This is a genomic window from Pelotomaculum schinkii, from assembly GCF_004369205.1.
GTDB lineage: Bacteria > Bacillota > Desulfotomaculia > Desulfotomaculales > Pelotomaculaceae > Pelotomaculum_C > Pelotomaculum_C schinkii.
In genome coordinates this window covers 1,871,296-1,884,219 of record NZ_QFGA01000001.1, presented here as the reverse complement: position 1 = coordinate 1,884,219, position 12,924 = coordinate 1,871,296, and the positions used below count along the sequence as shown (strand labels likewise).

Below are 12,924 nucleotides of genomic sequence, written 5' to 3'. Positions count from 1 at the left end.
CAATGAACGTTCTAATATCGGAGTAGTTAAAATGATCCTTAATATTAGGGAAAACTGGTAGATTAATATCATTCGTAGTGGCTCCTCTTGGACATGCTTTACGTTATGCCATCAGAACAAAAAAGACAAAAAGCGAGTTGGGATATGTTACCATCTACAAGTTTTGTTGATGGAATTATATTGACTATTAAATGATATCTAGATAATCGTTCGTGGATGGTAATATCCTTTAAGGGATTATCGGGATTATTATGAGCGAATGCATGGTAACAGAATCGATGATTTTTCACAATATAATTTTTTATAATAGGAAGTGAGTATATTGCGAATAGTACATATAGAGGATTTTTTTCATCCTGATGCGGGATACCAGGTGAATATATTATCTAAATATATGGCATTAGACGGTCATGAAGTTTTTGTGGTGACTAGCGAATTAAAAAAAATGCCAAAGCAATTAACAGTTTTTTTTGGTACTAATGATTTGAAAAAAAAAGATGAGTTTTTCTTTCAAGAAACTGGCGTTAAGATCATTAGAGTTCCACTGAAATGTTATATATCTGGACGCTCAATTTACAAAAATGATATCTTTCGGATAGTAGAAAAATTAGAGCCAGATATTCTTTATGTACATGGAAGTGATACATATATTGCAATTAGGTATATCATTCAAGCAAGGAAACTTAATTATCACATAGTCTTAGATAATCATATGCTTGATATGGCTTCCAAAAACAAATTACGTAAGTTATTTTACTTTTTCTATAGAAATATTTGCACTCCTATAATTAAAAAACATCAAATACCTGTTATCAGGACAGTTGATTCAGATTATATTCAACGAAGGTTCGGAGTGCCAGAGAATTTATCCCCTATTGTTGGAATGGGCAGTGACACTCTTGTTTTTCATCCTGATAAAAATGCTCGATATTATGTACGGAAGGAGCTAGGAATAAGTAATGAAGCTTTCGTTATATTGTACGCAGGTAAATTGGATGAATCTAAAGGGGGGATGTTTTTAGCAAATGCCATATTTGAAAAATTTTCTGTGCACAAAGAAATAGTATTTTTGATTATTGGAAACACGAGCGGCGTTTACGGAGATGAAATAGAGAGTCTCTTTAGTAGATCACAAAATAAGATTAAACGGTTACCTACTCAACCATATAAAAAAATAAATCGGTATTATCAATGTGCAGATATGGCTCTCTTCCCTAAACAGTGCAGTCTTAGCTTTTATGACGTTCAAGCGTGTGGTTTGCCTGTATTGTTTGAGGATAATGAAATTAATATAAAAAGAACCACACACGGGGGGGCATTTTGTTTCAAGCAAGGAAATATACGAGATTTTCGTGATAAAATATTAAGGTTAGTTCGAACACCAAAAGAACAGTTTGAGTTATATGCTAATAATGCTGTAAAGTACATACAAACAAAATATAATTACAGCAAATTGTATGAAAAGTATATGATTATTATTAAAGGGCAGGTAATGTAAGATGTAAATTGTTCGATTTTCAATTATACTAAATAAGAATGCGAAATTTGTGAAACACTTAGTAAAGTAGCGGGGAAGTTTGCAAATAATCTTAATATCGTTATTTATGATACAAAAATAATACCTACATCTATGTAACAATACAACTGATTTGTACGGTTCTTCTAACCAGCATGGTTATTATTTATGGTGACATATAAATAAATCGGTGGGAAAGTCATGAATATTTTAATTATACCTTCCTGGTATCCGAGCAAAAGCAATCCGCATATAGGTTCTTTTTTTCGGGAACAAGCTATTGCTTTACAAAGAGCCGGGCATCATGTAATTATCCTAAATGCAACTTATCAGAGAAAAAGCAGTTATTTTGATTCGGACAATTTCAAGTTGAAAATATTAAACGATGAAGGTGTTAAAGTATACTCCTACGTCACACCTTCGTTTGGGATTGTTAGAGCAAAAAGATTGATGTGCTGGAACTTTTTTAGGCGTATAAGAAGAATATATCATCGAATAATTGCAGACGGAGAAAAGATTAACATAATTCACGCACATTCATTTATGCCGGCAGGATATGGTGCTTATAAATTAGGCAAAGTTTATGATATACCCGTTGTTGTTACTGAGCATTCGAGTGGGGTCATTAACAAAAATATTTCACCTTTTGAAATTAATTTGCTTAAAAAATGTGTAGATGGAACCGCGAGTTTTATTTGCGTGGGTGAAGGATTAAAAAAAAGAGTTATTGAGCTCACGAAAACTAATAAGATGATTCATGTAATACCAAACATGGTGTCACCGTTATTTAAATACAAAGAGAAAAGTAAGCAAGCAAAAAACTTTCTTTTTCTTGCTGTCGGTAACTTGACAGCAAGAAAAAGATTTGGGATGACCATAGATGCTTTCATAGAAGCTTTTAAAGGCAACGAAAATGTCAAATTGAAAATAGTTGGCGGTGGTCCGCTTTATGATGAACTAAAGAATCAAATAGATAAATCTAACATGAGTAAGCAAATAACTTTATTAGGTGCATTATCAAGAGAAGAAACGGCACAGCAGATGCAAGATTGCGATGCTTTTATTCTTGTAAGTGCATATGAGACTTTCGGAGTTGTGTATATTGAAGCAATGGCCTGCGGTAAGCCTGTTATTGGAACACGTAATGGTGGAGCCGACTGGATTATAAATAAAAACAATGGTATCTTAATTGATGTTGATAATAAAGAGCAGTTAGTACAAGCTATGAAGCGTATGATAACACGCTATAAAAATTACAGAAAAGAAGATATAAGCAAAGAAACGATTAGTCAATACTCAGAAATCTCAGTTGTTAAAAAGCTGAATGGTATATACGAAAGGTGTATTCAGGAATGACAATAGGTGTTTATACCAAGAATAATTATTCAATTAAATGTAGAACAACCGAAAAAATTAATAGGCACACCAAAACACAATACGCTTTATTTGGATTGATAGTAGCATGCTGCTTAGGTGAAGTAATCAATATCTATGGTATAAAACTAAGTTGGATTATGGCTTTATTGACGATAGTTTTTTTTATAGGAGAGCATAACAGTTTAAAAATCAAAATACCAACTTATGACATAAAACTATTTTTCTATTTTTTTATTATTTGGGGTGTTTACGCAACGGTTCAAACTGCTTTTATATTGAAAAACGATTACGCTGTATCTAATTATATATCATTATTGGTAAATTTGTTTACAATAACAATGTTGACACTTAACATTCAAAGTAAAAAAGATATAATCTTTCTCAATAAAGGGCTTGTTCTTGGATTGATAATAAATCTACTTATTGCTTATTGGGAGTTGTTTACGGGTAACCACTTGGTCTTATTAAATGAACGAAATATGTTATACTATTCTGATAAAGCTCTTGGCGTATTCGGGAACGGAAATGATTTAGCAACATTCATTTGTTTTGGCATTATAGCAGTGTTATTGCAATATGCATTTACTAACAAAAACAAGGTGCCAGCACTTATTATAATTACTGCATCAATGTATATTATTATCAGAATTGGTGCAAGAGGTGCGTTATACGGCATGATAGTTTACGGATTATGTTTTGCCTTTTTTTGTATATTGATAAAGCTATATAGCATTAGTAAAGCTTCCTTTAGTATTGTGTTATATTTGTTATGTGTAGTATGTGTAATAATAGGATTTATCGTGCTTTCAAATTATACATTAATAGACTTGGTGTTAATGATAAGCTCACCGGGTAATGAAAGCAGTGATTTATTTAGGTTAAGTCTCATGGGAGAAGCTCTTCAATTGTTTTTTAATTCCTTTTTTTTAGGTATAGGCCCAGGTCAAAGTATAGTACTATTGGGTACCAATGTACATAACTTTTTTTTAGAAATTATGTGTGAATACGGCATCATAATAATAAGCGGAATCCTTATGATATTCATATATCTTCTTAGAGCATATAGGTGGAAATTACCTAAACTCTTAACCCTTTGCATATTGTCTTTTACTCCAGCATTTGTTCTCATAGGTGTTTCATCCAGCGGAGCTAATAGAATTAGGACTACTTGGATTTTAATAACTATTATGTATCTGGCGATAAGTTTGTATAAGAAAGAGAGCGCTAATGTGTTAAAGTAGACCATGTAAACAATAAAGAAACTTAATCCAAACATATTGAAAAAGGGGCTTATATGTCGTGAATAAGAAAATGATAATGATGTCATATTTGGATATATGGTCTATTGGTGAAGGGCAAGGAGCTCCATCGTTTTATAATACTGTGAAGGCTTATGTTGATAATGGTTGGGATATAACTCTAATCCAACCAACTAGCACGATGAGACCGTCTTGCAACGTTGAGGGCTGTAAGATGATTAAGTTTAACAATACATTTCTAGAGAAGCTATGCAGCATAAAAAAAGTGAGTTTTATTGCCAGGATTATTTCTGCTCATTATTGCACCTTCAAATTTTACAATCTTGCTTGCAAACTGCTTAAAAAGAGTGTTAGTGAATGTGTGATATATGCATATGAAGTTCATGCGGTACAGGCTGGTAAAAATCTGAGCAAGAAATTTGGCTTACCTTTGATTACGAGGTTTCAAGGAACAGTATTAAAAGAATATGAAAATACATGGTTAAATAGATTAAAAATGTACCCACATTTTCATGCTTTGGAGCAGAAGAGTGATATGATTATCATGACTGACGACGGTACAGAAGGTGATAAAGTGCTAAAGGGATTAGGAAACCCTACTAAAAATATATATTTCTGGAAAAACGGCCATAATGTATACGATAAACCTGACCCGATTTGATGGACACGGTAAATGGCTGGTACAATAAAACCAGTGGAGGTGTCCATCATGAAACGTTACGATAAGCATTTTAAAGAAGAAGCGGTCCGCCTGGTAGTAGAGTTGGGGCGATCCGTGGCAACGGTGGCCAAAGAACTCGGTATCCATGAGAACACCCTGCACAAATGGGTTAGTCAGTATAAAGAACATAAGGAAAACGCTTTTCCAGGCAGCGGCAATCTACTGCCAGAGGACGCAGAAACCAGGCGTTTAAAAAAAATGATAGCTGATTTACAAGAGGAAAACGCCATTCTAAAAAAGGCCACGGCCATCTTCGCAAGACACCAGAAATAGCTTATAAGTTTATTAATCAGCACCGCTTCAAATTTCGGGTGGAGAAGATGTGCCAGGTTTTTGGAGTCTCTCGAAGCGGTTACTATGCTTGGCTGAAAAGGCCGGAAAGCCGGCGAAAAATCCGGAATAAAGAACTAATTAAAAAGATCCGTAAGGTTCATCAGATTTCCCGGGGTACTTATGGTAGTCCGAGAATAACCAGGACCTTGAAGAAACAAGGCATTACTTGCAGCCGGAACCGGGTGGCCCGCCTGATGCGGGAGAACGATATAGCCGCCAAGACAAGGAGAAAATTTAAGGCTACCACTAACTCAAAGCACCATTATCCGGTTGCTGAAAACATTGTTAATCAGAACTTTACTGCCAGCCATCCTAATCAGGTCTGGGTTGCTGATATTACATATGTCGCAACGGATGAAGGGTGGTTATACCTTGCAGCTATTGAAGACCTGTTCCAAAGAAAGATTGTGGGCTGGGCTATGGACAGTACAATGACTCGCCAGTTGGTCCTGGATGCTCTCAGACAGGCAGTTTGGCGGTATCGGCCATCAGCAGGACTTATTCATCACTCAGACCGCGGGAGTCAATATGCCAGTCATGAATACCAGCAAGCTTTAAAGGACTACGAAATGAACGCCAGTATGAGCCGCAAAGGTAATTGTTATGACAACGCCTGTATGGAATCGTTTTTTGGAACCCTGAAGAGGGAACTGATTTATGGTACCCGATTTAAAACAAGAGCTGAAGCCCGTCAAGCCATCTTTGAATATATTGAAGTCTTTTACAACCGGGTTCGGCTGCATTCAGCCCTTGGATATATGTCGCCAGTCGAATACGAACAATCCTTTAAAACAGCAGCGTAAGTGGCCGTTCATCGTAGCGAAGCGAAGACCCTTTACATGGAGAATGCCCGTGTTAGCCTTGATTGGCAAGGGCCATAAGCAAAGCGATACTGGCCCCTTGGTCCTTGGCAACACGGGTGCGAGGCTCCATGTCAAGGGCGGCCACGGCTCTTATTCGATACTTGGTCGAACATGAGAAAGAATTTGCTAAGCCTCATTCCCAGCCTAAAATTGAAAATCTGTGAAAACAGAAGATAATCCGCCATTTTCTATGTCTATTTTAATGGGGCAAGCTCACGATTCTGATGTTTCTTATTCAGAAACAAGGTATGCCCTCCGAGATAAGTTAAACATTGCCCATACTGTACCTATTCTGCTGACTGTATCAAGACTAGCTGGCTGGAAAAGAGTTGATCGTGCTATAAGCGCTATGCCTGATGTATTAAAGAGCTTTCCAAATTGCGTATTAATGATTGTTGGTGATGGTACTGAACGGGATAAGTTACAATCGTTAGCAAAGCAGCTCGGAATAGAGAAAAGTGTAATCTTTACAGGCGCAGTTAAACAGAAAGATGTTTGGAAATATTATGCCATAGCAGATATATTTCTTTCTTTATATGATTTAAGCAATGTAGGAAACCCCTTGATAGAAGCAATGCGATACGGAAAAGCTATCATAACACTTGATATTGGTGATACATATAAAGTAATTAAAAATGAATTCAATGGTATTCTGTTACCTGTAAATAAATCTGACAGAATTGCAGCAACTATTGTGTATTTGCTGTCAGATGAGAAACTAAGAAAATATCTTGGCTGCAATGCACAAGAATATGCAAAACAAAACTTTTGGAGTTGGAATGAAAGAATGAATGCCGAGCTTGCTGTTGTTAATAAATTGAGGGAAAATTGGTTCCATGAAGCTGTTGTTGATACAAAAGTAACAAGTATAGAAATTAGTTAAGAAAAGTTGGTTCTACGATAGAATGTGTGGGCAAACATATGATCCCTAAATAATTAAACGAAAACTGAATGGTAATTATGGCACTTGAAGGAAGTGCCTTTGCCAGGGACTAATGTAAAGTTAATCCCGAATCCTGAAGAATTAAACATTAATTAGGAGCATTCCTGTAATAAAACAAAATGAGCTTTGAAAAAGAAAGGCACCTCCGGTTAGAATACAGGGTGTAAAGCTTCTGGAAAGTTTACCCCTAATTAATAAGACTAACCAAGGAGGTACCCAAAATGAAGTATACCCAAAACGCCAAAATAATGCAAATCACGGAAAACACATTGGTGATAGGAGTTGATGTTGCCAGTGAGCTCCATTACGCCAGAGCTTTCGATTTCAGAGGAATTGAGTATGGCCGGCTGTTGAAGTTTAGCAATGATGGGGATGGGTTTGCCGCATTCGTTGAGTGGATTGGAAAGCTGAGGGCAGCTCACAGCAAAGATCATATCATAGTTGGGATGGAGCCCACAGGTCATTACTGGTTCACATTTGCCCAACATCTTAAGGATCACCGGACAAAAATAGTGCTGGTGAATCCGTTTCATGTAAAGCGGAGCAAGGAACTGGATGACAACAATCCCACCAAGAATGACCGCAAAGACCCCAAGACCATCGCCATGCTGGTCAAAGACGGCAGATATATGGAGCCGTACATGCCTGAAGGAATATACAGCGAACTGCGCAACGCAATGGATACCCGCTGGAGGCTGGTAAAAGGGCTAAACAGCATCCGGAACCGGGTTAAACGCTGGATAAGCATCTACTTTCCCGAGTTTAACCAGGTGTTCGGGAAATGGGAAGGCAAAGCCGCCTTGATGGCCCTGAAGGAATTCCCCACCCCCGCCAGGATACTTGAATTGGGCCTGGAAGGGATCGTAGCCAGCTGGAGAAGGGAAATCAGCCGGGCGGTTGGAGTAAAGCGCGCAAAAAGACTGATTGAGGCTGCCAAAGGCACTGTAGGTATACGCCAGGGACTTCGAGCAGCGGAAAACGATCTCAAATCCCTGTTGGAAGAATATGAGCTGTTGATGCGGCAATATGAAACTACAATGGCCCTGATTGAAGAACTGGCCATGCAGGTGCCTGGCGTAGAGGAAATGCTGAAGATAAAAGGAGTCGGGCTGATAATTGCCGCAGGGTTCGTAGCCGAGGTGGAGACATAACAAGGTTCAAGCACCCAAGGCAGTTGCAGAAACTTGCAGGACTGAACCTCAAGGAAAACAGCTCCGGCAAGCACAAGGGCAAAACCACCATCAGCAAGCGGGGAAGAAGGCGGCTAAGAGCCATACTGTTCCAGGGGATAATGCCCATAGTAGCCAAGAACAATGAGTTCAGCGAACTGCACCAGTACTACAACACAAGGGCTAACAACCCTTTAAAGAAGAAGCAGTCGTTGATACTACTGTGTTGTAAGCTGATCAGGATATTCTTCACCCTCATGACAAAGAAGGTCGCATATGATCCGGAAAAAATGATGAGGGACATAAAAAGGCCTGAAATCCAGGCGGCATAAGGGTAACTGTACAAAAATATTAACACGTCGCCATAGGTAATACTGCGACCTGGCGACGGTTGTTCAACCGGAGAATACCAATAAAACAGAGGGTTCATGACATTTGATCGCACATTGACAAAATGAGCCGGGATTAGTCAGGTTGAATAATCACCATGAGGGCGAAGCCCCCGTTTAGGAGCATGACTGACATCCACCTCCTGGGCAGGCAGGACGAAGGAATTTAGGGCAATATGACCCTGTGAGACATGGGAGGGTACGCTACCGGAGAAATGTGGATTCCAATGGCCGCAATACTCGAAAATAACGCAGTTTCATTGAGATACACATGACCATCCATAATAATGCAATAATTCAAATCCCGTCCATGAGGCTCATTATTGGAAATGTGAAAATCTAAGATACGAGATATTTTAAGAAAACCTTAGATTATAGAGGGAGGCATTTTTGAAGTCTTCAATTGCGAATGATGCTTTAAAATTAACCACGTCAAAAATTATTACCATGATTATATCAATGATAACAGCAATGCTGTTATCACGCTTTCGCACATTAGAAGAGTATGGTACGTATTCTCAACTTCTCTTAGTTGTTAACATTGTTACCACTATTTTTATGTTAGGGTTACCCAATAGCATTAATTTCTTTTTAGCAAGAGCGGAAAGCGATGAAGAAAAAGAAAAGTTCATATCAACTTACTACACATTAAATACCTTATTGAGTTTTATAACTGGCCTGGTTTTAGTAGCGGCTACTCCTCTAATAGCACAATACTTCAAAAATGAACTTATAAAAAGTTTTTGGTATGTATTGGCTGTTTATCCGTGGACAAAAATAATTATTGCAAGTATAGGAAATATATTGGTAGTTTGCAAGAAGGTTTCCAGTTTAATGCTTTTTACTATTCTCAATAGTTTATTTTTATTATTTGCTATCATCGTTGTGCAAATTTTAGGATTAAGTTTTGCAGCATATATGGCTATTTTTGTAACCGGAGAAGCTGTATTTGCAATAATTGTTTATATTATAGTGGGCAATCTCACAGGAAAAATTAGAATTTATGTCGAGAAAGATTTAGTAAAAAGCATATTAAAATTTTCTCTTCCAATTGGTTTAGCTACAACGGTTGGAACATTAAGTATACAATTGGATAAGCTCGTTATAGGTTACTTTTTTAATACTGAGCAACTTGCAATATATACGAACGCTGCCAGAGAAATGCCTGTTACAATAATATCATCATCGCTCACGGCTGTAATTATGCCGGAACTTGTAAAGCTTTTGAAAAATAATAAAAACGATGAAGCGATTACATTATGGAAACATGCCATAACCCTATCTTACATTTGTATATGTTTCTTTGCCACGGGTTTATTTGTTTTTGCATCAGAATTTATTTCACTGTTATATTCAGATAAATATTTATCAGGAGTTGCAGTATTTCGTGTATTTAATGTTGTTCTGTTGCTGCGATGTACTTATTTTGGTATGATATTGAATTCTATAGGTAAAACAAAATTTATATTTTATAGCTCAATAGCATCACTAGGGTTAAATGTAATATTAAGCTATCTATTCTATCTCATGTTCGGTTTCATTGGTCCTGCAATTGCAACTTTTATATCTATAGCGGCAGTGAATATGTGCCAACTCATAGTTTCATCAAAGAGTATTTCTATTTCCTTTATTAATATATTTCCATGGAAGTTCCTTGCAATTATTACAATGATAAATATTTTTTTTGGTGTGTCTTTTACTCTTGTTAAAGAGGTAATACAATTAGAAACTTTTACTGGCGAAATTATGGAATCTATTGTACTTGGAATTGCCTGGGGGATTATTTATTTTCTTATAATGTTGAAAACGATTAAAACAAAATGGAAAGTTTTAAAGAGCTATTAATTTAAGCTATTAGGAGAATAATGAGTGTTGTTTAAAACGCTTTTGAATAATTAACCACGAAGAAAGGATGATACTCCACTTGAAATTACTAACAATCATTGGCGCCCGACCGCAATTCATAAAAGCTGCACCGTTTTCAACTGTTTTCAGACAACAGCACAAAGAAATTCTCGTCCACACAGGGCAACATTACGATACTAATATGTCAGACATATTTTTTGCTGAGTTGGGCATCCCCAAACCAGATTATAATCTAGGAGTAGGATCCGGTATGCATGGAGCACAAACTGGACGCATGCTGGAGAAAATAGAAGAGCTGCTCCTTAAAGAAAACCCGGATGGTGTGCTTGTATACGGAGATACCAATTCTACCTTGGCCGGGGCTTTGGCAGCGAGCAAGATTCATATTCCCGTGTTTCATGTAGAAGCTGGTCTGCGTAGCTACAACATGCGTATGCCGGAGGAACAGAACCGTGTACTAACCGACCATATTTCAACATTGCTGCTATGCCCAACAAAAACGGCAGTTGAGAATCTTCGTAAAGAGGGTATCACGAAAGGTGTTTATAACACAGGTGATATTATGTATGATGCTGTTCTACAAAATATTACCATATCCAAACAGCGTTATGCCAGTGGAGCCTGGCTTGCGGAGTTGCGCAACGAAAACCCATATATATCAAGCCTTAAGGATAAAAACTTTTATTTAGCAACTATCCATCGAGCAGAAAATACTGATAATCCCAATAAATTACGTGAAATTTTCAATGCCTTTGAAAAACTGGACAAGCCTGTTTTGCTGCCGCTTCATCCTCGTACACGTAAGTTGCTAGATGAGCTGGATATATTAATAAGCAATATAATTATTATTCAGCCAGTTGGTTATTTGCTGATGTTGTATCTTACAGCTAATGCCTATATGGTGCTTACCGATTCAGGCGGCCTTCAAAAGGAAGCATATTTTCTTAAAACTCCATGTACGACACTTCGTGACCAGACAGAATGGGTTGAGACGTTGGAAAATGGATGGAATGTCTTAACACCAATATATGCCGATAGCATAATTAAATGTGCAAATCGGCCACTTGACTGCCAAAAGTATCCACAACCTTCTTTGTTTGGTGATGGTCACGCAGCAAAATATATTTACCAGGCTATAGTAAATGGAGGAAAATTTTAATGAGCAACTTAAAACAAAAGCTGTTAAATAAAACAGCAACTCTAGGTGTTATTGGTTTAGGTTACGTTGGTCTACCATTAGCAGTGGAGAAAGCTAAGGCTGGCTATAGAACAATTGGTTTTGACGTGCAAGAAGCCAAGGTTGATATGGTCAACGCAGGCAAGAACTACATTGGCGATGTAGTAAACGAAGACCTTGAAGCTATCGTTGATTCAGGCTTCCTTTCGGCTACTACCGACTTTGCCCAGGTAGCTAAAGCTGACTGCATTTGTATATGCGTACCAACACCATTGGATGCCCATCAACAACCAGATATCAGTTATGTTAGGGCATCTGCTGAGAGCATCGTTCCATACATGCATAAGGATATGCTGATAGTGTTGGAATCAACTACATATCCAGGAACCACAGAGGAGTTGCTTAAGCCGATACTTGAAAAGTCCGGTTTAAAATGCGGGGAGGATTTTTATCTCGCTTTTTCACCGGAACGTGTTGACCCTGGTAATCTCATCTATAAGACTAAGAACACACCAAAAGTCGTGGGAGGTATAACCCCAGCGTGTACTGATATAGCTGCTACTTTATACGAGAGTATTCTGGAAGCGCCTATTCACCGTGTATCTACCCCTGCCGTTGCTGAGATGGAAAAGATATTGGAGAATACTTACCGAAATATTAATATTGGCCTTGTCAATGAACTTGCCATCCTATGCAATAAAATGGGTATTAGCATCTGGGAAGTCATAGATGCCGCAAAATCAAAACCATATGGATTCCAGGCATTCTATCCGGGACCCGGTTTAGGTGGTCACTGCATCCCACTTGATCCCTACTATTTATCATGGAAAGCCCGCGAATATGGCTTTCATACATCAATGATTGAAGCCTCCATGATGGTAAATGACCGTATGCCGGAATACTGTGTGGAGAGGGCAAGCAAGATACTCAACAGATACAAGAAAGCGATGAACGGCTCAAAAGTATTGGTGCTTGGCGTAGCTTATAAGCAAGATATTGACGATTATCGAGAAAGCCCTGCTATCAGAGTGATTGACGAACTAGAAAAAGAGGGCGCTGAGGTTGTTTATTTTGATCCTTACATACCGGAGTATCGTGAGCATGGAAAAGTTGTAAAAGGTGAACCGGAGTTGACCACAGCCCTGATAGAAAGTGTGGATTTGATTGTGATTACAACAGCGCATTCCAGCGTCGATTACGACTTTGTTCAGAAGCATGCGAAAATAATTTTCGATACAAAGAATGTAATGAAGGAAATAAAAAACAGAGAAAATATAGAAGTGTTATAAATGACTAATAACCAGAAGGGAT

The 12,924-nt window shown here is 37.8% G+C and carries 9 protein-coding genes and 1 pseudogene; all 10 read left to right on the top strand.

Annotated features, from left to right (window positions below):
* Window positions 1-322: 322 nt before the first annotated feature.
* Window positions 323-1,498 (top strand): glycosyltransferase, encoded by a 1,176-nt coding sequence (locus Psch_RS08720; protein WP_190239904.1) that lies wholly within the window; start codon window positions 323-325, stop codon window positions 1,496-1,498.
* 219 nt (window positions 1,499-1,717) lie between these two features.
* Window positions 1,718-2,872 (top strand): glycosyltransferase, encoded by a 1,155-nt coding sequence (locus tag Psch_RS08715; RefSeq protein ID WP_190239903.1) that lies wholly within the window; start codon window positions 1,718-1,720, stop codon window positions 2,870-2,872.
* Window positions 2,869-4,134, top strand: coding sequence for an O-antigen ligase family protein (locus Psch_RS08710; RefSeq protein WP_190239902.1), 1,266 nt, complete (start codon window positions 2,869-2,871; stop codon window positions 4,132-4,134). The genes Psch_RS08715 and Psch_RS08710 overlap by 4 nt, the downstream gene beginning before the upstream one ends.
* 58 nt (window positions 4,135-4,192) lie before the next feature.
* On the top strand, window positions 4,193-4,813 hold the full coding sequence (locus tag Psch_RS08705; protein WP_190239901.1) for a hypothetical protein: 621 nt from the start codon (window positions 4,193-4,195) through the stop codon (window positions 4,811-4,813).
* A gap of 48 nt (window positions 4,814-4,861) precedes the next feature.
* Window positions 4,862-6,009, top strand: a protein-coding gene (locus tag Psch_RS08700) for an IS3 family transposase (RefSeq protein WP_243123975.1) whose coding sequence is annotated in 2 segments (ribosomal slippage) — window positions 4,862-5,114 and window positions 5,114-6,009 — 1,149 coding nt in all. Because the reading frame shifts where the segments join, the coding sequence is not laid out codon by codon here.
* Window positions 6,010-6,229: 220 nt separating this feature from the next.
* The gene (locus tag Psch_RS08695; RefSeq protein WP_190239900.1) at window positions 6,230-6,952 is read left to right on the top strand and encodes a glycosyltransferase; all 723 of its coding nucleotides are present in this window, start codon (window positions 6,230-6,232) and stop codon (window positions 6,950-6,952) included.
* A 281-nt stretch (window positions 6,953-7,233) separates the two neighbouring features.
* Window positions 7,234-8,513 (top strand): annotated as a pseudogene (locus tag Psch_RS08690) (IS110 family RNA-guided transposase).
* Window positions 8,514-8,960: 447 nt separating this feature from the next.
* Window positions 8,961-10,415 (top strand): oligosaccharide flippase family protein, encoded by a 1,455-nt coding sequence (locus tag Psch_RS08685; protein WP_190239899.1) that lies wholly within the window; start codon window positions 8,961-8,963, stop codon window positions 10,413-10,415.
* 79 nt (window positions 10,416-10,494) lie between these two features.
* The gene (wecB, locus tag Psch_RS08680) at window positions 10,495-11,595 is read left to right on the top strand and encodes a non-hydrolyzing UDP-N-acetylglucosamine 2-epimerase (RefSeq protein WP_190239898.1); all 1,101 of its coding nucleotides are present in this window, start codon (window positions 10,495-10,497) and stop codon (window positions 11,593-11,595) included.
* Complete coding sequence (locus Psch_RS08675) at window positions 11,595-12,902, top strand: nucleotide sugar dehydrogenase (protein ID WP_190239897.1); 1,308 nt, start codon at window positions 11,595-11,597, stop codon at window positions 12,900-12,902. Before wecB ends, Psch_RS08675 begins: the two co-directional genes overlap by 1 nt.
* Window positions 12,903-12,924: the final 22 nt, after the last annotated feature.

Bases quoted from the DNA above. Each gene is read 5' to 3' on its own strand.
- Psch_RS08715 (WP_190239903.1), top strand. From the start codon at position 1,718: ATGAATATTTTAATTATACCTTCCTGGTATCCGAGCAAAAGCAATCCG.
- Psch_RS08710 (WP_190239902.1), top strand. From the start codon at position 2,869: ATGACAATAGGTGTTTATACCAAGAATAATTATTCAATTAAATGTAGA.
- Psch_RS08675 (WP_190239897.1), top strand. From the start codon at position 11,595: ATGAGCAACTTAAAACAAAAGCTGTTAAATAAAACAGCAACTCTAGGT.